General features: G+C 52.7%; 22 protein-coding genes. All 22 read left to right on the top strand.

Annotated features, from left to right (window positions below):
• Positions 1-12 precede the first annotated feature (12 nt).
• Complete coding sequence (gene atpB, locus HPY81_04415; GenBank protein NPV26704.1) at positions 13-690, top strand: F0F1 ATP synthase subunit A; 678 nt, start codon at positions 13-15, stop codon at positions 688-690.
• Positions 691-760: 70 nt separating this feature from the next.
• The gene (atpE, locus tag HPY81_04410; GenBank protein NPV26703.1) at positions 761-994 is read left to right on the top strand and encodes an ATP synthase F0 subunit C; all 234 of its coding nucleotides are present in this window, start codon (positions 761-763) and stop codon (positions 992-994) included.
• Positions 995-1,159: 165 nt separating this feature from the next.
• Positions 1,160-1,702: a F0F1 ATP synthase subunit B gene (gene atpF / locus HPY81_04405; protein NPV26702.1), complete on the top strand. Its 543-nt coding sequence runs from the start codon at positions 1,160-1,162 to the stop codon at positions 1,700-1,702.
• Entirely contained in the window at positions 1,696-2,250 is a 555-nt protein-coding gene (locus HPY81_04400; protein ID NPV26701.1) for a F0F1 ATP synthase subunit delta, read from the top strand. The genes atpF and HPY81_04400 overlap by 7 nt, the downstream gene beginning before the upstream one ends.
• 22 nt (positions 2,251-2,272) lie before the next feature.
• Complete coding sequence (locus tag HPY81_04395; GenBank protein ID NPV26700.1) at positions 2,273-3,784, top strand: F0F1 ATP synthase subunit alpha; 1,512 nt, start codon at positions 2,273-2,275, stop codon at positions 3,782-3,784.
• A 13-nt stretch (positions 3,785-3,797) separates the two neighbouring features.
• Positions 3,798-4,673, top strand: coding sequence for a F0F1 ATP synthase subunit gamma (locus HPY81_04390; protein NPV26699.1), 876 nt, complete (start codon positions 3,798-3,800; stop codon positions 4,671-4,673).
• A 15-nt stretch (positions 4,674-4,688) separates the two neighbouring features.
• Positions 4,689-6,113, top strand: coding sequence for a F0F1 ATP synthase subunit beta (gene atpD / locus HPY81_04385; GenBank protein NPV26698.1), 1,425 nt, complete (start codon positions 4,689-4,691; stop codon positions 6,111-6,113).
• A 3-nt stretch (positions 6,114-6,116) separates the two neighbouring features.
• Positions 6,117-6,572: a F0F1 ATP synthase subunit epsilon gene (locus tag HPY81_04380; protein ID NPV26697.1), complete on the top strand. Its 456-nt coding sequence runs from the start codon at positions 6,117-6,119 to the stop codon at positions 6,570-6,572.
• 234 nt (positions 6,573-6,806) lie between these two features.
• Complete coding sequence (locus tag HPY81_04375; protein ID NPV26696.1) at positions 6,807-7,169, top strand: hypothetical protein; 363 nt, start codon at positions 6,807-6,809, stop codon at positions 7,167-7,169.
• 179 nt (positions 7,170-7,348) lie between these two features.
• Positions 7,349-8,185, top strand: coding sequence for a YwmB family TATA-box binding protein (locus tag HPY81_04370; protein ID NPV26695.1), 837 nt, complete (start codon positions 7,349-7,351; stop codon positions 8,183-8,185).
• 69 nt (positions 8,186-8,254) lie between these two features.
• Positions 8,255-9,508, top strand: coding sequence for a UDP-N-acetylglucosamine 1-carboxyvinyltransferase (gene murA / locus HPY81_04365; GenBank protein NPV26694.1), 1,254 nt, complete (start codon positions 8,255-8,257; stop codon positions 9,506-9,508).
• A 267-nt stretch (positions 9,509-9,775) separates the two neighbouring features.
• Entirely contained in the window at positions 9,776-10,750 is a 975-nt protein-coding gene (spoIID, locus tag HPY81_04360) for a stage II sporulation protein D (GenBank protein ID NPV26693.1), read from the top strand.
• 73 nt (positions 10,751-10,823) lie between these two features.
• The gene (locus tag HPY81_04355; GenBank protein ID NPV26692.1) at positions 10,824-11,732 is read left to right on the top strand and encodes a M23 family metallopeptidase; all 909 of its coding nucleotides are present in this window, start codon (positions 10,824-10,826) and stop codon (positions 11,730-11,732) included.
• A 144-nt stretch (positions 11,733-11,876) separates the two neighbouring features.
• Positions 11,877-12,125, top strand: coding sequence for a sporulation transcriptional regulator SpoIIID (gene spoIIID / locus HPY81_04350; protein ID NPV26691.1), 249 nt, complete (start codon positions 11,877-11,879; stop codon positions 12,123-12,125).
• Positions 12,126-12,304: 179 nt separating this feature from the next.
• Positions 12,305-13,330: a rod shape-determining protein gene (locus HPY81_04345; protein NPV26690.1), complete on the top strand. Its 1,026-nt coding sequence runs from the start codon at positions 12,305-12,307 to the stop codon at positions 13,328-13,330.
• A 68-nt stretch (positions 13,331-13,398) separates the two neighbouring features.
• A complete protein-coding gene (flgF, locus tag HPY81_04340) occupies positions 13,399-14,169 on the top strand; it encodes a flagellar basal-body rod protein FlgF (protein ID NPV26689.1) in 771 nt (256 codons plus the stop codon).
• A 224-nt stretch (positions 14,170-14,393) separates the two neighbouring features.
• Entirely contained in the window at positions 14,394-15,353 is a 960-nt protein-coding gene (locus tag HPY81_04335) for an LCP family protein (GenBank protein NPV26688.1), read from the top strand.
• A 9-nt stretch (positions 15,354-15,362) separates the two neighbouring features.
• A complete protein-coding gene (csaB, locus tag HPY81_04330; protein NPV26687.1) occupies positions 15,363-16,487 on the top strand; it encodes a polysaccharide pyruvyl transferase CsaB in 1,125 nt (374 codons plus the stop codon).
• A 132-nt stretch (positions 16,488-16,619) separates the two neighbouring features.
• Positions 16,620-17,339: a WecB/TagA/CpsF family glycosyltransferase gene (locus tag HPY81_04325; protein ID NPV26686.1), complete on the top strand. Its 720-nt coding sequence runs from the start codon at positions 16,620-16,622 to the stop codon at positions 17,337-17,339.
• A 349-nt stretch (positions 17,340-17,688) separates the two neighbouring features.
• Complete coding sequence (locus HPY81_04320) at positions 17,689-20,331, top strand: S-layer homology domain-containing protein (GenBank protein NPV26685.1); 2,643 nt, start codon at positions 17,689-17,691, stop codon at positions 20,329-20,331.
• 267 nt (positions 20,332-20,598) lie between these two features.
• Entirely contained in the window at positions 20,599-23,928 is a 3,330-nt protein-coding gene (locus HPY81_04315; GenBank protein ID NPV26684.1) for a S8 family serine peptidase, read from the top strand.
• Positions 23,929-24,217: 289 nt separating this feature from the next.
• On the top strand, positions 24,218-26,590 hold the full coding sequence (locus tag HPY81_04310) for a hypothetical protein (protein ID NPV26683.1): 2,373 nt from the start codon (positions 24,218-24,220) through the stop codon (positions 26,588-26,590).
• Positions 26,591-26,603: the final 13 nt, after the last annotated feature.

Here is a 26,603-nt window from a genome sequence, read left to right as displayed (position 1 = left end):
GGGAAAGGGGGTATGAGGTTGCATTCAGATGTATTGTTTTACCTGGGATCAGTACCGGTCTACAGCCTGACAGTGACTTCCTGGGCGATTATCGCTTTGTTGGGATTACTGTTCTACTTCGGGACCAGAAACATGCAGCGTTTCCCGCGCGGTCTACAAAACGTGATGGAAGCGATTGTGGAGGGCCTGTTTAACTTCTTTGCCGGGATCATGGGTGAAGAGAGAGCCAGAAGATACATGCCCTTGCTGGGGACATTCTTTCTCTTTATTCTGGTGTCGAACTATTCGGGTTTATTACCCGGATCCGGTGAAATTCCCGGGTTCAAGGCGCCAACTAGTGATTGGAACGTAACTGGTGCGCTGGCCATTATCGTCTTCTTCTCTGTCCAGTACTTTGGTATTAAAGTCCACGGTCTCCATTATTTTAAGCACTTTGTTACTCCGCACTGGTTATTCTTGCCGCTGAACATTCTTGAACAATTTGCCCGGCCATTGTCTCTCACCCTCCGTCTATTCGGCAACATCTTTGGTGAGGAGATGATCATCGCCTTCCTGCTGGGGATGGCACCATTCCTGGTGCCGCTGCCGATGATGGCGCTGGGCCTGTTGACGGGATTAATCCAGGCTTTCGTGTTTACTATTCTGGCCACCAGCTACATCACTGAAGCCACAGAAGTTGAGCACCATTAACCTCAACTAAAATTAGAGAAAAACATTAACTGGCAACGAGTAGTTGCAGTGAAAGGGGGGAAAGAGAATAATGGAACAATCTGGACTGATCGCTCTGGGCGCTGCTCTAGCGGTAGGTATCGCGGCGACTGGCGCGGGTGTTGGTCAAGGTATTGCCTCTGGTAAAGCCTTTGAAAGTATCGCCCGTCAACCTGAAACCGTAGGCACAGTCAGAACACTGCTCTTTATTGCCTTAGCATTCATGGAAACCCTGACGATTTATGGTTTGCTCATCGCATTCATGCTAATCGGTAAAATGGCGTAACAGGTTTGCAGCAACCGAAAGGGCGATAGAGTTCAAGAGCAACATCTTGGCTCTTATCGCCCAAATAGCTATTATGCGTGAAGATTGGAGGTTACTGGCCGAATGAGGAATACAGTACGGTTGGCCCAAACGGGCTGGCTGATCGGCGGAATAGTTCTCACCGGAATGCTGATCCTGGTGACAGCCGGCTCGGCCGCGGCGTCAGCAGAGGGTGGTGTACCATCGCCGGCCCCATACAAGATGATGTGGGCAGCTATTAACTTTTTTATTCTCTTGGCAATTTTATACAAGTTTGCTTATAATCCCATTCTTCAGATGCTCGATGACCGGCGTAATACCATTGAGAGTTCATTACGACATGCGGAAGAAGTTCGGGCAGATGTGGAACGGATGATGAACGAAGCCGAGGCTAGTTTGATGAACGCCAGAAAAGAAGCGCAGGAAATTGTGGCTCGCGCCAGCAAGCTAGGGGAAGAAACCCGGGAAGAAATCGTAGCCAAAGCGAAGGAAGAAGCCAATGCTGAACGGGCTCGCGCGATCGCCGAGATCCAGAGCGAGAAAGAAAAAGCCCTGGCCGAATTGCGCGATACCGCTGCTACTCTGGCCATCATGGCTGCAGAGAAGGTTTTGGGTAAGGCCATTACCGTTGAGGATCATCAGAGGATGGTAAAAGAGTTTGTAAACGAGGTAGGGGATAGATTATGCTAAACGAAAGCGTCGCCCGCCGTTACGCCGCAGCGTTCTTTGCCATTGCTCAGGAGAGAAACGAGCTGGGACGGCTTGAGCACGAACTGGAGCTGGTCGTGGGAACGCTCAAGTCCGATCCGCAGTTGGTGCGGCTCTTTACCCATAAGCTGATCTCGCCGTCCGATAAAAAGGCAATGCTTAAGGAATTGTTTGCGGGCCAAGTGTCCCCGATCACGATGAATTTTCTTAACTTGTTGATCGATAAGAAGCGGGAAGGCCACCTGGAAAACATTTTGAAGCAGTTTGTGGAAATGGCGAACGAGGCCCGCAACATTACTGATGCCAGTGTGGTTTCCGCCATCGAACTGTCCTATGAGGACCAAAAAGATTTGCAAGAACGGTTATCGAAGCTCACGGGCAAGAATATTCGCTTGAAGACTTCCGTCGATCCGAAGCTGATCGGCGGGATCGTGATTCGTGTCGGTGACCGCGTCCTTGACGGTAGCCTTATTAAGCGGCTCCATGTATTGAAGAACAACCTGATGAAAGCCCAGTTAAAGTCAGTTTAAAAAGGTAGGGGTGAGCGACTAAATGAGTATTAGACCTGAAGAAATCAGTTCGATCCTGAAACAGCAGATCGAGCGCTACCAGGCCCAGGTTGATATCAGCAGCGTCGGCACCGTTATTCAGGTCGGTGATGGTATCGCCCGGGTTTACGGACTGCAGAATGCGATGGCCGGCGAACTCCTCGAGTTTCCCGGCGGCGTGATGGGCATGGTGCTAAACCTGGAAGAAGACAACATCGGGGCGGTGCTCCTTGGCCCATATCAACAGATCAAAGAAGGTGATACCGTTAAGTCAACCGGCCGGATCATGGAAGTGCCGGTCGGTAAAGCCCTGATCGGGCGGGTCGTGAACGCGATTGGCCAGCCGATTGACGGCAAGGGGCCAATTGTCACCGATAAATTCCGTCCCATCGAGAAAATTGCCTGGGGCGTGGTTTACCGGAAATCCGTGCATCAACCAATGCAGACTGGTCTGAAGGCCATTGACTCGATGGTGCCGATCGGCCGTGGTCAACGGGAACTGATCATCGGTGACCGGCAAACTGGTAAAACAGCCCTGGCGGTTGACGCGATCATCAACCAGAAGGGCCAGAACATGCTTTGTATTTATGTGGCCATCGGCCAAAAGCTGTCTACTGTTGCTGGCGTAGTGCAGAAGCTGGAAGAACACGGGGCCATGGATTATACAACGGTGGTCGCGGCGACCGCTTCTGAGCCCGCTCCGCTGCTGTACGTTGCGCCGTATGCCGGCGTGGCCATGGCCGAAGAGTTCATGGAAAACGACCACGCGCACGTCCTGATTATTTACGATGACCTGTCCAAACACGCGGTGGCGTACCGCGAACTGTCACTGCTCTTGCGCCGGCCGCCGGGACGCGAGGCTTACCCGGGCGACGTTTTCTACCTGCACTCGCGCCTGTTGGAGCGGGCTTGTAAGTTGAATGACGCTCTGGGAGCCGGTTCGATTACCGCCTTGCCGATCATCGAGACCCAGGCGGGCGACGTGTCGGCCTACATCCCCACGAACGTTATTTCCATTACTGACGGCCAGATCTACTTAGAGACTGACCTCTTCTTCGCCGGTCAGCGTCCGGCCATCAACGTTGGCTTGTCCGTATCCCGGGTTGGTGGTGCGGCGCAGATCAAGGCCATGAAGCAGGTCGCCGGCCGTCTCCGCCTTGACCTGGCCCAATACCGTGAGTTGGCCGCGTTTGCTCAGTTCGGCTCAGACCTGGATAAGGCCACCCAGGCGCGTCTGGCGCGTGGTGAGCGGACGATGGAAATCCTGAAGCAAGGCCAGTACGAACCGATGCCGGTTGAGGAGCAGGTGGTGGTGATTTACACCGCAGTCAACGGTTTCCTGGATGATATTGAAGTCGAGAAAGTCAAGGCCTTCGAAGCCGAGTTTCTGAAGTTCATGCGGGGCACTTACCCCGATATCCTGAAAGCGATCGCCACGGAAGGAGTTATTTCTGACGCGACAACCGCTAAGCTAAACAAGGCCATCCAAGAATTTAAGACAATCTTTGTCGCTTAGGTGGTGAAAATGAATGCCAGGAGTACGTGATATCAAGCGACGGATCCGTAGCGTTAACAACACCAAGCAGATCACCAAGGCGATGGAGATGGTTGCCGCGGCCAAGTTGCGTCGGGCGCAGGAAAAAGCGGTGATGTCCCGCCCGTTCGCCAACAAGATCACGGAGGTCTTGGAGCGGTTGATCACCTCGGAAACCGTGGCCGAGCACCCGTTTCTCCAGGTCCGGCCGGTGAAGTCGATCGGCTACGTGGTCATCGCTGGCGACCGCGGTCTCTGCGGAGCCTTCAACACGAATATTATCCGTAAAGCGGTCCAGAGTTTACCGAAAGGTGACACGGACGTTTCCTACGGGCTGGTGACGGTTGGCCGCAAGGTGCGTGACTTTTTCCGCAAGCGGCGCTACCCGGTTCAGGGTGAGTTTGTCAACATCGGCGACAGTCCCAGCTTTGTTCAAGCCAGGGAGATCGCCCGGTTCGTGGTTAACCTGTACCAGGACGGAATTTTCGACGAGGTGTATCTGGTCTACGGAGAGTTTGTCACTGCCTTGCAGCAGCGGCCGGTCGTCCAGAAGGTTTTGCCGGTGGAGAAGCCGGAAGTCAAACGGACCGAGACGGGGCTGCTCAGCGCGAACGATTACATCTACGAGCCATCGCCAGCAGAACTCTTATCGATTCTCCTGCCGAAATACGTGGAGACTCAGGTTTACCGGGCTCTCCTGGAGTCCAAAGCCAGTGAGCACGGAGCCCGGATGACGGCGATGGGGGCGGCGACCGACAACGCAAGCGAAATGATCGATAGACTCACCTTATCAATGAACAAGGCACGGCAAGCCGCGATCACCAAAGAATTGATTGATATTGTCAGCGGCGCGAATGCAGTCAAAAGGTAAAGGGGGATTAGAGGCATGAACATTGGGACGATTGTCCAGGTAATTGGCGCGGTCGTGGACATTGAGTTCCCACCGGGACAATTGCCGGATTTGCTGAACGCGATTAAGATTCGGAAGGAAGACCAACCACCGGGATTTAACAACGATAAATTTAAAGACGGTTTGACCCTGGAAGCCATGCAGCACCTGGGCAATAATACCGTCCGCTGCGTTGCTCTGTCGACCACTGACGGCCTGCAAAGGGGGATGAAGGCGTGGGATACGGGGCAAGCCATCGCGGTGCCGGTTGGCCGGCCAACCCTGGGCCGGATCCTGAACGTGCTGGGTGAACCCATCGACGAATTGGGCCCCGTTCAGGCCGATACCTATATGCCAATTCACCGGCAGCCGCCCGCCCTGGTTGACCAGGTGCCATCTACCGAGATGCTGGAGACCGGTATCAAGGTTATCGACCTGCTCTGCCCGTATGCCAAGGGTGGTAAGGTCGGTCTGTTCGGCGGCGCTGGCGTGGGTAAGACCGTTATCATCATGGAACTGATCCGGAACATCGCTTATGAGCACGGTGGGTTCTCCGTTTTCGCGGGTGTGGGCGAGCGGACCCGTGAAGGCAACGACCTCTGGAACGAAATGAAAGAGTCGGGTGTGCTCGAGAAGTGCTCCCTGGTTTACGGACAGATGAACGAGCCGCCGGGTGCCCGTCTGCGGGTGGGTCTGACTGGTCTGACCCTGGCCGAATACTTCCGGGACACCGAGGGACAGGACGTGCTGATCTTCATCGACAACATCTTCCGTTTCACCCAGGCCGGTTCTGAAGTGTCCGCTCTGCTCGGACGGATGCCGTCCGCGGTCGGTTATCAACCGACACTGGCGACGGACATGGGACAGTTACAGGAACGGATCACCTCGACCAAGAAGGGTTCGATCACCTCGGTGCAGGCCATCTACGTCCCGGCTGACGACCTGACCGACCCGGCGCCGGCGACCACGTTCGCGCACCTTGATGCGACGACGGTTCTGTCCCGGCAGATCGCCGAGCTCGGGATCTACCCGGCCGTGGACCCGCTGGATTCCACTTCACGGATTCTCGACCCGCTAATTCTGGGTAAAGAACACTACGAAGTGGCCCGCGGTGTCCAGCAGGTTCTGCAGCGGTACAAAGACCTCCAGGACATCATCGCCATCCTGGGTATGGATGAGTTGACTGATGAAGATAAACTGACGGTGGCCCGCGCGCGGAAGATCCAGCGCTTCCTGTCGCAGCCCTTCCACGTGGCCGAGCAATTCACCGGTACACCGGGTGTGTATGTTCCGATTAAAGAAACCATTCGTGGTTTCAAAGAAATTCTGGAAGGCAAACATGACGATCTACCGGAGGGCGCCTTCTACATGGTGGGGACCATTGACGAGGCGGTGGCCAAAGGCAGAGAGATGGAGGCGTAGCGCATGGAAGAAAGCAGCCTCAAACTGGAAGTGATAACCCCGGAACGTATTGTCTACAGCTCAGACATCGATTTTGTCGTGGTGCCGGCGGTAGAGGGCGAACTGGGTGTTTTAAAGAACCACGCGCCTCTTGTTGCTGGTCTGCAGATCGGGGTTCTCCGTTTGCACCGGGGGGGCCTGACCCGGCACATCGCACTCGGCGGCGGCTTCCTGGAGGTTACGGATAACCGGGCGATTGTCCTGGCGGAGTCAGCGGAACTGGGAACCGATATCGATGTTTCCCGCGCGTTGGCAGCGAAGGAACGGGCAGAGGCCCGCCTGGCGGCAAGATCGCCGGAAATCAATGAGGCGCGAGCCCAGGCTTCTCTGCAGCGTGCCCTGGCTCGATTAAAGGCGGCAGAAGCAGAGAAGAATCTCGGCTTGCAGTACCAGCAACCACAGCGCTTTGGGAACGAATAGGTTTTAAACGATTTGGGACGGTTATCCGGCCGGTGGAAGAGATCCACCGGCCATTGTTTTGTGCCGCATCGTTCAAGGAAGCGGTGATACAGGACATAGAGCTGGCTTGGTGGATTTCGTTTGGCGTGGATTCGCTGCGCGCGAGCACATTCATTGCGCGCGAACCTTGACAATGGGGCTGATTAAAGGGTAAGATAGGCGACAAAGCAGTATTTCCGGACAGGGGGTTAGACTTTGCTCAACCGCAACGAAATTAAGACTCTGCAAATAGTGGTCCTGGTGGCCGCGCTCGGCATGCTGGTATGGCAGGGGTACAGCTATTACCAGCAGTGGAGACTGCATCAACGGGATTTAGCCTACCTGGCAAGCCGGGCCGAATTCTACGCCACTTTACCGTCCGAAATCAGAAAACCGGACATTAACCGCGCCATCAGTGATGAAAATATCCGTTTCAAACGGACAACGCGGTCAACCGCGACCAAAGCGGGATTTACTGTTCTAGCAGCCGGTGTATTGGTCGGGGGGCTCGAGGTCTACAACCGGCGGCTGGCCCAGGCGAAGGCAGCTCAGAAGCGGTTAAACTTTAAGAAAAAGTAGTGCAAATGGCAAGTATCCTCGGTTTGGCAGTTCCCGGCCTCGTCGCCGGGATTTTTCTTTACCCAATTCCTAATCCTCCCGGGGGTCGTGACTAAACTGGAAAAATAACGGTAACACTACTTGTTAGGACAAAAATTAAAGTTTTCCTGAATCAGTCAATAACCTTAAGGAGGATAAGCATGAACAATCTACTTCGGATCAAGGAATTTTACCAGCGTACCGGGTGGTCTGCACCGGCCCGGTGGTTGAAACTGGCTGCCGTTCTGGCCATCGCGGCCGGGACCGTCGCCAGCCTGACTATACCGCCCAGCACCAGGACGGTGGGCAATATTCACCTGGCGCATAACCCGATCTACCAGGCCTTTCAGGCCTCCGGGGCGGAAGTGTACGCATCAAATTTAAGCGGCTGGGCACAAATAAATAATAAATACCTCAGCGTATCGGAACTCGACGACCTGGGGCAACAGGTTGTGCATGCCCTCGGGCTTGATCCGGCGACGGTCAAGTGTCAGCCGACTGAAGAGAAAGGTTTTCGTGGCTTACAGTATGGCGGGTTGATCGGTCGGCAGACCAGGGCCAACGTGATCATCCAGACCTGGGATCCGCCGGCCGAGGACATCAACCCGTATCCGGAGACGTATTTGATCGTGAACCTGGAAGAAACAGGTTCCCTTGAGCTGCTAAGCAGTGGCCCCAAGCGCATGAACGATGTATTTGCCCTGTTTGGAGCTGTTCCCAACATCAATACCGGCATCACAGGGACCATTGATGGCCTGATTCCAGAAGAGGAAAAAAGCAATTTGGCCAGAGTAATCTTTACCGCGGCAGGAGCCGAGGTTCTCGAAAGCCTGGTCGAGCCGGGGATTGTCAGCTTCACCGGGTATACGCCAGCGATCAAAGAAAGCCTGCTGGCCGGTGATAAGAAGATCAACTTCAACGTGGCCCTGCGTTACCACTCAATAGACGGGAAGACATATGTCCACATCGCCTCACCCATCATCATGAGTGAATACTAATGCCGACCGACTCTGAGTCAGGGAGGTGAGTCTTACCGCGACAAATTGAAGACGCGGTAGGTAAGCATATTGGAGAAGATTGTTGTGTCCGGCGGAAACCATCTGGAAGGAACGATCGCAGTGAGCGGCGCGAAAAATGCCAGTCTGCCGATTATCGCGGCCTCTCTTTTGGCAGAAGGCGAGAGCCGGCTGTTTGATATACCTGACCTGGCCGATGTGACCACGATCTGTGAAGTCATAACCCGGCTGGGCGCGCGGGTGAGGCGCGAAGGGCAAGGATTAATAATCAGCGCCGAAGGCTTTCGGGCTTACGAGGCGCCTTATGAATATGTCCGTAAAATGCGGGCTTCATTTTTAGTGATGGGTCCCCTGCTGGCCAGACTGGGGCAGGCCAGGATCCCGTTACCGGGTGGGTGTGCCATCGGAACCCGGCCGATTGACCTGCATATCAAGGGGTTTGAAGCCCTGGGGGCCAAAATTGTCCTGGGACAAGGCTTTATCGAAGCGGAGGCCGACCGTTTGACAGGAACGAAAATATACCTGGATTTCCCCAGTGTCGGGGCGACGGAAAACATCATGATGGCCGCCAGCCTGGCCAGGGGGCAGACCGTCATTGAAAACGCCGCCGCGGAACCGGAAATCGTCGACCTGGCCAACTACTTGAATGCGATGGGCGCGCGAATCAAAGGCGCCGGTACCAGGGTCATCCGCATTGAAGGAGTAGAAAAGCTGAGCGGTACCAGCCACGTGGTTATTCCAGACCGGATCGAAGCCGGCACCTACATGGTGGCCGCGGCGATCAGCTGTGGAGATGTGCGGGTTACCAACGTGATTGTCGAGCACTTAAAACCGGTGATCGCTAAACTGAGGGAGGCCGGGGTGGAAATATATGAAGAAGACCGCGGTGTGCGAGTCGTTGGCACTAGAAAACTCAAAGCGGTCGATATCAAGACCCTCCCCTACCCAGGTTTCCCCACCGATATGCAGGCCCAATTCATGGCCTTGCTGACGATTGCGGAAGGAACAAGTGTCATCACCGAAACCGTGTTTGAAAACCGGTTCATGCATGCTGATGAATTCAGACGGATGGGCGCCAACATCAAGCTGGAAGGACGCACCGCGGTGGTTAAGGGAGTACCTAAGCTTACGGCCGCGCCAGTGAAGGCTACGGACCTGAGGGCCGGTGCCGCTATGATCATTGCCGGCCTGGCGGCTCAGGGAGAAACAGAGGTCAGCGGAGTTGAACACATCCGGCGGGGTTACGAAGACATCGTGGGCAAACTCCAGGGACTCGGCGCCAACATCCGCTGGGCCGGGCAATAAAATATTTTCACGGCAGCAAAAATTTGGTAAAATAATCTAAACAACGATCGCTCAGTTGCTGGGTGAACACGATATCGCCATCAGAGTCTTACAGCGGCGGGCAGTTTAGGGATAGTGCTCTGGGTGCCTGAGCAAAATGTTGTAAGGAGAAGTATGAAAAAGCCCTGGAATATCTCCAGTGCTTTTTTCGTTCGGGTAGGCATATAGATGGGAGTAAACGGATGAACTCGGGAGAAATGTTCCGGCTTATCCCCAGGAGGGTCCAGGATGAAAAAAATACTGCGTATACTGTTTGTCCTATTCCTCTTAATTGTTTTGATCCCGACCCTGCTGGTCAGGGGCTGTTACTGGAGCAAAGCCAAAGTGCGGATCGAGGAAGGCGGCACCATGATCCGGGTCTGGCACCACGACACCCAGCAGGTGGAAAACATGCCATTAGAACAGTATTTGGTGGGTGTGGTCGCGGCAGAAATGCCAGCCAGCTTTGAGCTCGAGGCCCTGAAAGCACAAGCCATCGCCGCGAGGACGTATGCGCTCAAAAAAATGCAAGCTGCGGAAGGAGGGGCAAATGAAGTTCACCCAGCGGCTGACGTCTGCACCGACCCCGCGCACTGCCAGGCCTGGATAGATGATTCCCGCCAGCGGGAGAACTGGGGAGTCTTGCGGTACTACCAGTACCATACTAAAATCAAGCGGGCAGTGGAACAGACCAGGGGACTGGTTCTCGTGTACAATGGGCGTTTGATTGACCCGGTGTATCACTCGACCTGCGGGGGGCGCACGGAAAACGCCCGGGATGTCTGGAACTACGATGTCCCCTACCTCCGCAGTGTCGAATGCCCCTGGGACAAAGACTCACCCCGCTGGCAGGACCAGCTGAAACTGAGCCTGGACGACCTGGAAAACCGCCTGCAGGTCAAACTGGCTGTTCCCACCGCAAAGCTTAGCGCCAAAAAGAACCTCGTGCGGATCACCGAGCAAAGCCCAACTGGCCGGGCAAAAACGGTACAGGTTGGGGATAAAACCTTTGCCGCCACCGAATTTCGCAGCCGGCTGGGTTTAAGGTCAACCCGATTTACCGTTGAACAGCAGGGTAACGAAATAATCTTTAAAACCATCGGCAATGGTCACGGGGTGGGCATGTGCCAGTACGGCGCCAACGGTTTGGCGAAAGAAGGCAAAGATTGCTTGGAGATCCTCCAGTATTACTACCAGGGGGCGACCGTGGAAAGACTGAAATAGTTAAAAGAACGATACTTATCCGGTTGGGGATGGGAAAAAATGGGCATGCTAGGGGTGAGAGGTGATGTAAATCATGGGCCGAAAACTCTTGCCCTTAGCCAAACTTGGTCCGTTTTTGCCCAAATTAGCGAAAAACAAGCCTGCGCAGTTTAACCTGCTCAAACCGCGGCTGTCTGGACAAGCCGCACAGCCAAAACGCCTGGTATGGGTCCTCGAACGGTGCGGGTTTCCTCCGTGGCTGGCCCCGGCCCTTATCGTTCGGCTGGTGGCCATGGTCATCATCGTGGTGGCCCTCGTTAGCCTTGGGACACTGGAACCCCTGGGCGATTACCTGCACGGATTGTTGTCATTTACCCAGCGCCAGGACATAAACAATATTGAAACATCGGTGCCAGCCGTGACAAATCCAGATACAAAGACAACAACAGACGATGTAACTGGTTTAAACTCAACCGCAACAGCGGAAAACATTACAAAAAATGAACGAGCAAAAGCACCGGGCGCAGAGGCAGCTAAACCAACAGCAATGATTGAAGCAAAGACGCATGCGGTGAACCCGACCAAAGCGCAATCCCCGAAAACCTGTGTGGCGGCAACCGTGTTGCCCGTAACTGGGGAAATCATCCGTGAGTTTGGCCTGACCTACTCCCCGACCTTTGCGGATTACCGGTACCACCCGGGACTCGATTTTGCTGCTGGGCAAGGGACGCCGGTCAAGGCGACAGGCAGCGGTCAGGTCGTCAGCGTTATAGAAAACAAAGACGAAGGCGTGGTGCTGATTATCGATCACGGTCAAGGGTGGCGGAGTCGCTACGCCCACTGTGCTGAACCAAAGGTGAAAAAAGGACAAACCCTCAAAGCTGGCCAGACCATCGCCGTCATCGGGCCGCCGGGCCGCCTTGAGGCCGTCGAGGGACCGCACCTCCACTATGAACTAATCTACAATGGCCAACCCATTAACCCCAAACAATATTTAAAGTAATATTATCAGTGCCTGCATGGGCACTAATTTTTTGTTCCCAGATCTGTATAGACAATATTCTCCAGGGCTTGTTTATAGTCTTTTTCTCCTGACGCTTCATATATATTTAAATAAACTATTCCTGAGCGTCAAGGAGGATCGCCCATGCAAGACTATATCCGGGACAGAGTTCTGGAGGTGGGCCGGTATATTTTAGAGTCCGCGGCTACCGTCCGGCAGGCTGCCGAAGTTTTTAGGGTTAGTAAAAGCACCGTTCACAAGGATGTGACTGAGCGCCTCCCAAGGATCAATGCTAATCTGGCTATGCAAGTGCGGAATGTTCTGGAACTGAACAAGGCCGAACGCCATATTCGAGGAGGAGAGGCGACCAGGAGAAAATATCAGGAATTGTAAAATAATAACCGGTAAATGAAAAAATTTCCCGACGCATAAAGGATTTTTATAAATTTTGTAGAACATTACTTTTGTCTAGTTATGCCTTAATAATTCTGGGTTCTGCATAAAAACTATCATCCTTTGTTTTGGGGTTAGATTGGACAAGTTATAAAATACTACGGAGGGAACTTTTAAACATGTTTAAATTTGCTGAAGACATAGGGATTGATCTCGGAACAGCCAGTGTGCTGGTTTATCTTAAGGGTCGTGGTATTGTTTTACATGAACCTTCCGTAGTGGCCATTGATAAAAGCACAGGGAAGATTATCGCGGTTGGCGAAGAAGCGCGCCGTATGCTGGGACGGACGCCAGGGAATATCGTGGCCATTCGTCCACTGCGCGATGGGGTTATCGCGGATTATGATGTGACGGAACGAATGTTGCGCTACTTCATCCAGAAGGCTTGCGGCAAGCGATTTCTGTTCAAGCCACGGGTCATGGTCTGCATCCCGACAGGAGTCACCAGCGTCGAAGAACGGGCGGCCCTCCAGGCTACCTTGCAGGCCGGCGCAAGGCAAGCCTTCCTGATTGAAGAACCGCTGGCGGCAGCCCTGGGGGCGGGCTTGAACATCTCCGAAGCGACCGGCCACATGGTGGTGGACATCGGTGGTGGCACGACCGATATCGCTGTCCTTTCCCTGGGTGGGATTGTTTGCAACAACTCCCTGCGCGTGGGTGGCGATAAATTCGATGAGGCCATCGTCCGCTACATCCGGCGTGAATACAACCTCATGATCGGCGAACGTACTGCCGAAGAACTGAAAATAAAGATCGGCACGGCTTACCCGGCTAATCGGCGGGAGGACGAGACCATGGAAATTCGCGGCCGCGACCTGGTCACCGGCCTGCCGAAGACGATTACGGTTTCCGCCCGCGAAAGCTACTATGCGCTCCAGGAACCAGTGGAAGCCGTGGTGAACGCGGTGAAAGAAGTCTTGGAAAAGACGCCGCCCGAGCTGGCGGCGGACATCATTAACCAGGGCATCGTCATGACGGGCGGGGGCTCACTCCTGAACGGTCTGGATACCCTGCTTTCCAAGGAAACCGGCCTGGCGGTCCACGTGGCGGACGATGCCATTTCCTGCGTAGCGCTTGGGGCGGGCGTCGCCTTGACCTCCATGCACGTTTTACCGGCCGTAAAAACCGCGCGGAAAGGATTCTAACTGAACATTGGAGCGCGTGTGGACATCCCGGCTCCGAGAGAATTGGAAAGAGGAAAGGAGGGGCTATTTTGATCCGCGGCCTTTACACTGCTGCCTCGGGGCTCCTGGCCCAACTCGTCCAGAACGATCTAGCCGCCAACAACCTGGCTAATGTCAACACCGCCGGCTACAAGAAGGACCTCCCCACCTTTCGGACATTCCCGGAGGTCCTCATCGAACGACTCAACGACCCTGATGCGGGTACATCGTTCAACTCTGCGGCACAACCGCCGATCATCGGTCAATTAGGCACGGGGGTGGCCCTGGAGCGGGTCTACACGGTCCACCAGCCAGGTTCCCTGCGGGAAAACGACAATCCCCTGGACCTGGCCATTGACGGTGACGGGTATTTTGTCATCCAGACCCCCCAGGGGGAACGCTACACGCGGAATGGGGCTTTCCACCTGGACAGCAGCCACCAGTTGGTGACGTTGGACGGTTATCCAGTGCTGGGTGAAATGGGACCGGTCGTGATGCAGGGAGAGAATTTTGCCATCAACGAAGATGGCCAGGTAGTTGTCGATGGAACAATTGTTGACAACCTCCGCCTTGTCATGCCAGCTGACCCGACCCTGATGGAAAAGCAGGGCGACAACCTCTTTGCCGTCCGACAGAACCAGAACCTGCAGGGGGCCACTGCCAGAATCAGACCAGGCTTTCTGGAGATGTCGAACGTCAATCCGGTGGAGGAAATGGTCAATCTGATCACCGTCATGCGGGCCTATGAGGCCAACCAGAAGGTGATACAAGCCCACGACAACCTGCTGGATAAAGCGGTGAACGAAGTAGGGCGGGTATAAAGTAAGACGGGCTGGACTGCCTGGCAGAGGCCCAGCGGTATCGACTGACTGAGGTACCGCAGTTTATTGAATGACACTGGTGAATACATATCGAGCGTAAATGGCCAGGGTGAACCTCTGGCCGCCTTTTTTTGCGGGTTTTTGATCTATATTGACACACGAAAAGGGAAATGAAGGCAGTTGTAGAAATAATACCGATAATACACCTGAAGGAGACAGGCCAGATGTCAGACTATGATGATATACGCTTCAGAGTTGATGACTACCATGACGGGCATAATAATGGAGAAAACCGGGTGGCCCGCCGGGGCCGGCCCAATAAAAAGGGCACCCGCTGGCGCTTGATCGCTCTGCTCACCCTGGTCTTTCTGGCTTCCAGTTACCTGGGCTATGCGGCCATGGCCTGCTTCTTAGGTGACCGGCCAAATATTGAACTGCCGGCTCCCCTGCTTCCAGGTGCCAATAACAAAATCAATATTCTCCTGATGGGCGTCGACCAGCGCAAAAACGAACCCGCCCGGTCAGACACGATTATCCTGGCCAGCGTTGATTTGAAGACCCAGGAAGTCCACCTCTTATCGATTCCGCGGGATACCCGGGTGGCCATCCCGAACCACGGGGTGCAGAAGATCAACCACGCCCACGCCCTGGGCGGGCCAGCGCTGCTGATTAAGACCGTGGAAAATTTCCTCGGTTTACCGGTTAACTACTACGTCGAGACCAATTTCGCTGGTTTTAAAAACTGTATTGATCTCCTCGGCGGAGTAACGATTAACGTGGAAAAACGCATGTATTACCCCTGGGAGGAAATCGACTTAAGACCGGGTGTGCAGAAACTGAACGGCCATGACGCCCTGGCCTATGTCCGTTTCCGTAGTGATCAGCAGGGGGATATCGGCCGCATCCAGCGCCAGCAGAAATTCTTTCAGGCTTTGGCCAAAGAAGCGCTGTCCCTCAAGGCGGTTTGGAAAGCCCCCTGGTTGATCGGCGAATTGAAGAAAAATGTGCAGACCAACATGCCCACGAAAGAAATGCTGCGGGTCGCCTTTGCCCTCAAAGGGATGGACCAGTCGCACTTGCAAGCCCACACCCTGCCGGGCGATCCAGCGACCATCGATGGTCTGAGCTACTGGGTGCCCAGAGCGGGAGAAGTCAAGCAGATGGTGGCACTAATGAAGAACTAGGAGAAACGTATGAAAAAGATTGTGATCTCGGGCTATTACGGGTTTGACAACGCCGGAGATGAGGCGCTCCTTTCGGCCATCGCCACGACCCTGCGGGAGATGGCCCCCGACATCTCCATCACCGTCTTGTCCGCCAGCCCGCAAAAAACGAAAGCTTTGCACGGGGTCAATGCCGTCAGCCGCACCAATCCCCTGGTCCTGATCAAAACCCTGCGGCAGGCCGATCTGCTGATCAGCGGCGGCGGCAGCCTGCTCCAGGACGTGACCAGCGCGCGGAGCATCGTCTATTACCTGGGCGTGGTTGCCCTGGCTTTGCTGCTGGGGACCAGGGTCATGTTTTACGCGCAGGGGATCGGTCCGATTACCACCTGGGTGGGGAAAACCCTGACCAGGATCATTGGCAACCGGGTTGACCTGATCACCCTCAGGGATGAACAATCCAAAGAGGAACTGACGCGGTTGGGAGTAGTCAGGCCCCCGATCTACGTCACCGCCGACCCGGTTTTGGGCTTAAGGCCGGCGCAGTTGCCTGACTTTGGGCAACGGATCCTGAGTGAGCACGGCGTCATCAGCCGGAGCGTGGCTGACCAATCGGTAAACCAGCCGCTGGCCGGCATCGCCCTCCGCAACTGGAAGGGCTTAGCCGGCTTTAAGGTGGCGGCGGCGAAGGCAGCCGACTACCTGGCGGGCAAAGGCTGGGAGATTGTCCTGATTCCCTTGCATTATCCCGAAGATGTCGCGGCCGCCCGCGATGTTCAGCGGCTGATGCAATCTGAAGCCCATCTACTGGCCGTTAACCTGACCGCCCAGCAGGCCATGGCCGTGATCGGGGAAATGGACCTCTTAATCGGCATGCGCCTGCACTCCCTGATCTTCGCTGCGGTCATGGGCGTGCCGGTGGTGGGGATCACTTATGACCCCAAGGTGACCCAGTTTCTGCACAGCATCGGCCAGATGCCAGCGGGGAATGTGGATAACCTCACCGCTGATGCTCTGATTGCGGCTGTTGAAAAAGTAATCTCTCATCTGGATGAGACCAGAGAAATGATTACCAAATTAGCAGGGCCAATGTGCGAGCAGGCAAGAAACAGTGCGAGATTGGCTTTAAAATTATTAGAAAATAAGAAACCTTGAGGCTTGCGACCGGAAAAGATAATAAGCATAATTGCGGCAAATTACAGGCATATTGCGGTTGTACCTGTTGAACATGCCGGGCTGGTTTAAAAGGCAGTTTAAAAAAGGCAGTTTAAAAAGGATGTTTTAAAAATGAAGATCGAGATACTCGGGACCTTGATTGATCAAGTTGATATGGCATCTGCTTTGCAGAAAATCGAAACTTTTATCGCGGAAGGGATTCCCCACCACGTCATCACCCTCAACGCCGAAATCATCTACCGTGCCCAGTTTGAGCCGGAGCTGAAAGCCATCATCAACCGGGCGGCTTTGGTCACGCCGGACGGCGCGGGAGTGGTCTGGGCCAGCCGCTACCTGAAAAAACCTGTCCCCGAGCGGGTCACCGGCATCGACCTGCTGCAGGCCATTGCCGCCCGGGCCAGCACCACGGGCTGGCGCCTTTTTCTGCTCGGCGGTGCCCCGGGCGTGGCGGAGGAGGCCGCGGCCAACTTGAAGAAGCGCTTTACCAACCTGAACATTGTCGGCACCCACCACGGCTACTGGCCGCCGACCGAAGAAGAAGCAATCGTTGCCCTGATTCGCTCGGCGCGCCCCGATGTGCTCTTCGTCGCCCTTGGCGCTCCGCGGCAGGAGTACTGGATCAGCCGACATTTGTCCGTTCTGGGCGTCCCGGTGTGTATGGGTGTTGGCGGGAGCTTTGATGTCCTGGCTGGCCGGGTCAAACGTGCCCCGAAATGGATGCAGCAGCTCCAGTTGGAGTGGCTGGCCAGACTGGTCCAGGAGCCCTTCCGGTGGCGGCGGATGCTGGCCTTACCGAAGTTTATGTTCCGGGTGATTAGAAGCAAGCGTTAAGAAACCGGGAAAATTTCCGGATTTTTTTATTTTCCGGTGGAACAAAAAGCGGCTTGCCGGCGTCAAATAACCATGAACAAGGGATCTGCCAGAACGATAATTGACTAGCCAGTCAACCGTGATATATAATAGAGAGTGGCAAATCCGTCCATCATATCCTGTCAACTTCCAATCCTTCCAGTTGAATCAAGTTTCTAAAGGTACCCATACCTTTAGAGCTTAAGCTAACCGCCATATACCATCCTTTTTGAAGGGAGGGATCGCCAGCTACATAATCGCGAAGATTCACTCAAGCAGGTCACTCACAAGTATCCAACACTAAATCAAAACAAAGGGGGATTCACAAAGGATGTTGAAAAAGCACAACAAGCTTGTCGTCCTGGCTGTATTGCTGACCTTCCTGTTCAGCATCGTCGGGACCGCCAGCGCGGCTCCAATCCCGACCGACATCAAAGGCAAGAACTACGAACAAGCGGTTACCGAACTGGCTGCACTGGACATTCTTACTGGCTATCCGGATGGGACTTTCAAAGCGGACAACAAGATCACCCGCGCTGAGTTTGCGGCGGTTGCCGTGCGGCTGCTGGGACTGGAAAAGTCCGCTCAGTTCACCAAGGGGGACACCCCGTTTTCTGATGTTACCGCGGCTCACTGGGCTTCCGGTTACATCAATGTGGCAGTTGACCAGGGCTTGCTGAAAGGTTACCCGGATGGCACTTTCAAGCCTGAGGCCAACGTCACCTACGCTGAAGCGGTAGCGATCCTGGTGCGGGCGCTGGGCTATGAGCCAGCTATCAAAGGGGCCTGGCCGACCGGCTACCTGGCCAAAGGGAACGAAATCGGCGTGACCGATGACGTGACTGTGGTTGCCAATGCGCCGGCGAACCGCGGCGATGTAGCTATCATGACCGACAACTCGCTGGACATCCCGATGATGTATCAAGCCACCTATGGCACCGGCGATGTTGAGTACAGAAACGATGACCCGAACAAGACAATACTGACCGAAAAACTGGATCTGTATGTAGTTAAAGAAAAAGATGTAACCAAGGCGCCGAAGATTGCCCGTGGGGATATTAAGGCCAATGAAATCGTAATTAACGGCACTACCTATGAAGTTGCACCTGGCATCGATCCCAACAAGTATATCGGATTGAATGTCACTGCATGGGTTGATGACAGAAGCGGCGGCCAGAAAGACCTGGTCAAGTACATCAAGATCGAAACCGAAAGTGACCGGTATTTCACTGATAGAGCTAAGAATACAGATACGTATGATGGTGGCACTAACTATATCTATCTAAACGAAAAAGATAAGGCATATGAATTGTATGAAAAAGGTATATTTTATTTAAATGGTGAATCTGTAACACGTGCTGCATTTGAATCAAATATTAATAAAACGGCGGCGAGCGGTCGTTTCGTAATAAATGATGCTGACCAGATAATTTTCGCTGATGTCTGGCAGTATAGCCCAAGTAATGCTGTTGTTACCGAAGTCGGCGCAGATTACATCAAGTACTGGAACCCGGCCGATGCGACAACAGATGCTGAGGAGCCTACCATTAAGAAGCTGAGCTTCACTGATGAAGATTACACGTATGTTCTGATGCGCAGTGGTGCTACGGTGGATTTGAAGGCAGTACAAGTGGGCGATCTGGTCAGCATTTACGAAGACGAGGATGATGATTTCCTGTTTGCTACCTTTGGGCCGAAGAAAGTCACCGGCAAGCTTGATGAAGTATTTAAGGAAACATATAAATCCTATGGTGATACAAGCAACAAACGTCTTAAATTAACCATCAATGGGAAAGAGTACTTCCTCGCCAGCAATGCAGTAGCTAGCACCAACAGTGGTGAAGAAATTAAACTGATTAATAATAATGCAGAAAACCTGGAAGACCTGATCGGCGCAGATGTAACTGTCTACCTGACTACCTTTAATGAAGTTCAATACATTGTTGGTAAGGTGGAAAGCAAGGCCGACAATTATGCGCTGGTTCTGGGCGTAAGCACTGGTACCTTGGAAGATAAAGTCAAATTGTTCAAGCAGGATGGCACCATTGTTACGCTGGAGTGCACCAACGATACTGATTATATTAATGTTCCAGATGGACCAGATACAGAATCAACAGGACCAGAAATCGCAAATGAATTTGAAGATCTGCAGCCTGGTCAATTAGTGAAGTACAGCGTGGCTTCAGACGGTACCGTTGATGAAATTGAATATGTGGGCAATGTAGGAGCAGGTACTGCAATTGCTACCAGATTTGATGATGATGATGATTATATTGTTACAGGTAGCGGTAACTATTATGTAACAGATAGTACCATCATCTTCAACTGGAGCGATTATAATACCAGTAAAGACGAAGACGATTTAAGCATTGTTAAGTGGGAAGACCTGGAAGATAAGGATGGTAGTGCTACTGTACTGGTTTACTGTGAGGACGGTAATGAAGCTACTGTTGTAGTGCTGGTAAGCGGTTATAACGCTATTGCCGGCGATGACTATGTGGGCGTTGTCAAGAAGGTTAAGTACAATGGCGATGACTATGTGGTCACTGTCGATGTTGAAGGTACCGAAAAGACCTATGTGGTTGCCAATGATACCGAAGGCGCGAAACTGGCAGAAGCCGATGTTATTGCCTTCAGCGTTTCGGGCAGCGGCAAACTGACAGGTATTGATGGTAGAACTGCTATTGACACGTTTAATTTTGGTACAAGTAAAACAATATACGATAATGCCAATAACGCGGTATTCCAAGCTATTTACGATACAGTCTACGCAGTATCTGGCAAATCAATCCAGCTTAAATCGGGAGCTATGCCTTGGTATACTACTAATTCCGCGACCATTTACTATGACATCGAAGACGGCGATGCGGAAGAGCTGGGCTTCGGTGATGTAGATAAAGATGATCCGGTATTAGTAATCATTGACAGTGTCACTAAACTTGTTAAAGCGGTCATCTTCAAGGGCGATAAGTAAAGCAAAAATGTAATCGCCAGTAAGCTAAGGCATCCAACCCTCTGGGGTTGGATGCCTTTTTTATGTGCTGAACCGGCTAGATTATTAATGGCAGAGATTGAAGAAATGATAAATATTCCCGGGACTGCAAAAAACGTCCAGAAAATTTAACGAAAAAAAGTAGCGGAGGATTAAAAAACAGAAAATGTAACTGAACTAAAAGGAATTAGGCAATAATATGCGAATCCTAATTATGGAGAAAAAATCTACCATAAATATGGAGGGCGTATGAAAAAAACTAAAAAAAATGCTATGGCGCGGGTGTGGCTCCTCTTTTTATTCTGCTTATTCTGCCTCTGCTGCTTATTACTTTTGCAACGTCCAGCGGCTGCCTCAAATGAAATCACCCATTATACACTTAACAATCCTGATGTCTGTATGGCAATTAAAAAAGGTCTCATTGACGGCGAGCCGACGGGCTCATTAGAGCTTGACCGTAGCCCCACGCGGGCGGAGATGGTTAAAATGCTGCTCGCTGCCCTGGGATACAAAGAAATACCGCATTATACAGCGTTCGCATTTCAGGATCTGGACAATCATTGGAGCCGTGACCTGGTTCAGCTTGTCTGGGAACTGGGCCTCGTCAAAGGAGATGGCAGTGGCTGTTTTGCGCCCGACCGCCCGGTGTCTTCAAAGGAAGCCATCCTACTTTTCGACCGCGCCCGCATGCTGCTGGGTATACCGGCCGAGCGACAAACGCAGAATAGCGGGGCAAAATCTGATGCAGGAAGATTATCAGTATATACACGGTTAAATGCCGTGGCTGACCTTCTTGCTTTGCTTGAGGAAAGTGGGCAGAAGTATGATGTATTCGGCACAGTCGTTGACCTTAATTTTGAGCAGAGGGAAATCCAGTTAAGAATCGGTGATGTATCCCAGTATTTTCAACTGGCACCTGAGGTTGTGCTTGAAAAAGATCATGCTTTTATGCCGTTTGATAAATGGCTGGTTAATCATTCCGTGTATGTATTGCTGAATGATAAAGGCCAGATCACATATATTGAGGTGGCACGGTCCAGAGAGTTGCCACTCAAAATTGTGGAAGATGCGAAGATAAATTTGACCCTTAAAGATAATCAAAGTGAAAATGATCAAAACGCACAAAATAATGGCGTACAGGTTGTCCCGGTAGATGATCCGGAGCAGACGGAAGCGGAAGGGATGACTATAAAGGCTCTGGAGGGTAATTTCCCCCTTGGCGAGCCGCGGCCGCTGGCCGCCCCGGACAGGCAGCCGGCGCTGAGTCTGCAGGTGACCAGGCGTGAAATAAATCAGCCGGCTTTTACGGCTCTGACCGGGGCGGACGGCCAGGGGCAGGTAATCGCGATCATTGATTCAGGGGTTGACCCGGGCCATCCTGACCTGCAGTTTACCACCAGCGGGGAGAGAAAAATTGTTCAGTTTATTGATATTACCGATGAAGGATATGTGCCCACCCGGGGCAGAGCCATGGTCGAAAATGGTGTGATTAAAATTCATAATGATGCGTATAAAATAGATCTCGATAACGCTTATTCCGATGTCTTATATTATGGCTATGTCATGGAGAACCACAGCCGGGCCGATGATGTCAGCGGGATCGATTTCAACCTGGACGGTGATCAAAATGATGCGTTTCTGGCTGTTGTTGTGGCTAGGCGGAGTACTGGCTCCTATTATACCGTGATCATTGATACGGACGGCGACAGGGATCTGACCGATGAACAGCCGTTAATCTCGTTTAATGCGGGAGGAACCTATGCCAGCTTCAGCAGCAACCGGCCGGAGAAGAAATTCAATTTTGTTGTTACTGAAATTGACCGGGAAGGCCGCTGGTTCAAAATAGGATTCGATGCCAATGACCACGGCACCCATGTCGCCGGGATTGCCGCTGCCAATGGGCAAATTCAGGGGGTTGCACCTGGAGCCAGAATTATGGTGATAAAGGCTGTGCCGGCCAACGGACGGGCAAAATTGAGTGCCGTGACCAAGGCGATGTGGTATGCGGGAGAAAACGGTGCCGACATTGTCAGCCTGAGCCTCGGCATGTACACCATTAAAAAAGATACCGTGAGTGATCTGGCGCAGACGGTGAATGAAATAACCGCACAGCATGGGACAATCTTCACAATCGCGGTCGGCAACCGGGGGCCGGGCCTCGGGACGGTGGCAACACCTGCCGATGCAGATGCTGCCATTAGTGTTGGCGCTTATATTTCCCCGCGGATGTGGCGGACAGACTACGGATGGGAGACGGTTCAGGATAGCGTTTGGTTTTTCAGTTCGATGGGCCCCCGGTATGACGGATATTCTGTGCCCTATGTGGTGGCTCCCGGCAGTGCCATCTCGACGGTACCGCTCTGGAAAGGGCGTCCGTACGGATTGCTGGAAGGCACAAGCATGGCCGCACCACATGTGGCGGGAGGCGTTGCCCTGTTATTGGATGCGGCCGAACGGGCAGGGAAAAAAGTTACTCCCCCACAGATAAAAAGTGCCCTTGGTCAGGGGGCGCGGGAATTGCCAAATCTCGAGCCGGTAGAGCAGGGGCACGGCGTGATCGACTTGGCGAAGTCGTGGGATTGTCTCAATCTGCCGCCCGCCACAGATAAGATCGACTACAGTATCCATCTGCTGAACAATCCGGATGGCAAATCTATTTATGAACGTGGTTTGCTTCCCGGTCGTTTGACCATGACAGTTTCGAATCATACTGACACGAACATTCCCATCCAATGGAAAACTGACGAAGACTGGCTGGCGACAAATCTGGCCCAAAGTGCTGTTAGCGCGAATAGTTCAAGAAAAGTCGAACTGAAGCTAGATCATCTGGAACAGCCTGGCTTATACAGCGGATACTTGTTCGGAGAAAACGCGGCGACCGGAAACCGGGAAATTGAGTTTTTAACCACCGTGATTGTGCCACATAAACTGGATAAGAGCAATGACTGTACCTTTAGAACCTCGGAAACCCTGGGGGCGGGACAATTCAAGCGGTATTACTTCGTGGTGCCTCCCGGGACAGCCAAACTGAAGGCAACCCTGAGCGTGCCGCAAGATGATGACGGAAATTATCTAGGACGAGCCAGGCTGCACATCATTGACCCGGCAGGCAACCAGAAAATCATGACCGACTATGCCGGGTTTGGCCCGCCAGACACCGTGATCAGAAACCAGATCGGAGCGGAGATCAATCAACCGAAAGCGGGGATCTGGGAGGTGGTGGTGTACAGTTCGGCCACGCTCAGCCTTTATGGTAAGACAGAAAGCCAATACTATTTTGTTTGCAATCTGGTTGGAGCCGGCGAGTCAGGTGCAGCCCCGCCGCGGTCCAAAAGTGAGGACAAAAATGAGGAGAAGAGAGACTGGTATGTCAGCGTCGTACCCAGGGAGATTATCCCGGGTGAGCCGACAACGTTTACACTGCAGGTGCGGGACAAAAGCACGAACCTACCGGTTGCCGGTTTTGCAGTGATAAACGACCGGTTGTATGAACTCAATCAAGGTAAAGCTGAATTCAGGATAGTGCCGGATAGAGATAAGACGAAGATCCGTGTATCAGTATTAAGAGAAAATCTATAATTCCTGAATTCATGCTATTAGAGACCCTGTGCTGTCCGGGGTCTCTGGTTCATTTAAAGCAGTAAATGTGCAGTTAATTGATTGACACAAGTTTATGTTCAGGGCAATTTTTGAAGACCGTTCAGCAGAATTAACTTTGTTTCCAGAATTGTAATGAGTTTCTGTCATTCTCGGGAAGGAAATTCACGATTGTTATCGAAAGATAAAAAACTATGTACAGCATTAACATATCAAACTGGGGAGAACCTGTCGCATGTCAAAGCCAGCTTCTGAAAAAACCCAAATAAGCATGCCGGAAAAGAATATACTACCGCAAAATAAATCCCGTAATTTTATCGTATCTAATCTTGGAACAATCTTGATCGTTATCCTGATGGTGCTTCTATTCTATCCACCATATTTCCGCGGCCTGTTCTTTTCTTCGGAAATGCTGCCCAGCCAGATTATCACGGGGCTGCTTTTGGCTGTCGTTATGGCGGGTAAATTTCACCGACGGGAGTTTACTTTTCTGGTGCACCCGCTGGATTTTGCTGTCCTGGCGTATGCCATGGCCTACACCCTGTCGGTTACTGCGGCGGCCAGTCTTCCGGAGGCTATAAAAGGGATGCTGCGGGCAATAGATTACCTGGCGATCTACTGGTTGGTTGTCGAATTGATCAGAAACAGGTTCCTTGTGCGCCTTGCTCTCAATGTGCTTTATCTCAGCGCTGTTGGTGTGGCTTTGGTGGGAATCGGCGTGGCGATAGGTTACATCCACTACCCCGGTGCGGTAGTGAATGGCAGAATTTATTCAACTCTTCAATATCCCAATATTTCAGCTGCCTATCTGGCGGCGGTCAGCCTGCTGGGATTTACCTCATGGCAGGGACAAACGAAGGTATACTTCCGTATGGTGTATGCGGTTGGCAACCTGCTGCTGATCGCCGTAAGTTTGTCCGCCCTCTCCAAAGGGGGGTGGCTGGTCCTCCTGCTGGGTCTGGTTCTTCTGCTGGCCGGTTTGCCGATAAAGCATTGGCCGCGATTGTTATTTAATGTGGTTTTGGTAGTTGTGGCATCTATAATTGTTTCTAAGGGTCTTCTGACAGCGGCGCAGGGGACAAGCAGTGCTATTTGGCGGCCGCTCCTGGGAGGAGCGCTGATTGTAATATCAGGGGAACTGCTAGCCACGGGCATGGAAATCATGCTGGCCAGGTTTGCCCAGGATAAAGCCAATTATGTTAAGCCTGCCATAATATGCTTAATCCTGGTGATTATCGTTAGCGGCGGTATCATCGCGTCTGATCACAGTATGCGTCAACGGGTTTTACCGCAAGCGTTTGTTGACCGCTTGTCATCGTTCACAGCGGAGGACCAGAGCTTTGTCACCCGCCATGATTTTACCGCGATTGCCTGGGAGATCGTCAAGGATCACCCGGTACTGGGAACGGGAGCAGGCGGCTGGAATGCTCTTTACCACCGCTATCAGGACTACCTGTATTATACAACAGAAGTCCACAACCACTTCATGCAGGTCTGGGTCGAAGCGGGGACATTCGGATTTATTGCATTTCTGGCCATGTGGGCGACCCTGTTGTATACCCTCTGGCTCCTGAGACGTGTACTAGCAGCAGCGAGTGGCGATTGGCTTAGTGTGTGGGGAATGGGGGTGGCGGCGCTGGCCATCGGGGCCCACAGCGCGATTGACTTTACCCTGTCCCTGCCGGCTATGTGCCTTTTCCTTTGGAGTCTGCTTGGTCTTATCCGAGCCAGCCACTTAATGATTTTGGCAGAGTCAGCTGCCGGAGAACAGAGAAAAATAAGCGGCCTTTCCCTGAAGTTTCGGAACCGAATTATTAATGTAACATTAGGTTTAGTAGTGGCATTGTTTCTTCTCATCCCTTCAGCATCGCTTTACGCGGCTGAGCGCAGCGCCAAAGCCGGGGCTGAGGCATTTCAGGAAAAAGATTTTAAACAAGCGGCTGATAGCTTTGCCCGGGCAGTCCAATTCGACCCCTTTACCGCCAGCTATCGTCTGGATCTGGCCCAGATGACATACATTTTAAATGCTGGAAAGAAAGATAAAGCTAAGATTGACGAGATCGTAAAACAATTAGAAAAGGCTGAACAGTTAGAGCCAAACAATCTTAAGGTGCAATCAAAGCTCCTTAATCTTTATTCGGAGATTGGTCGTGGTGATAAGACCCTGATTGTCGCTGAGCGGTTGGTTCAGATTAATCCGCTGGATATTGGCGCATATGAGGCGCTGGGCAAAGTATATGTTTCTGCCGGACGGTATTTCCTGGAGCAGAAGGCGGAGAAAAAGGCCAGGCCCTATTTCGAACGGGCATACAATCTCCCAACCGAGATCAAGAAAAAAGCCGACGCCGTACCGCCAGACCGCTTGAAGTTCTGGGTTGGTCCGAAGCTTGAGGTTACGCCAGAGATCACGCTGCTGGCCGGTCAAGCGGCGTATTTAAAGGAAGATTTTCCAGCGGCAGTGGGACATCTGCAGGCAGCGCTGGCCAAACCTGAACTTAAGCAAGAAATTCTTCCCTGGCTAGCGGCAACGTACCAGGTGATGGGGGAAGAGGGGCAGGCCGCTGCTCTGCTTGGGGAAATGGGAAAAGCTGGCTCGGCAGCGGAAAAAGAGTACCGGAGATTGCTTAGCCTCAAAGGACGATGACAACTGGCGAGGG

This window comes from Bacillota bacterium, from assembly GCA_013178045.1.
GTDB lineage: Bacteria > Bacillota > Ch66 > Ch66 > Ch66 > Ch66.
Note: the sequence above shows the minus strand (reverse complement) of the source record. Positions and strands in the feature narration are given on the sequence as shown.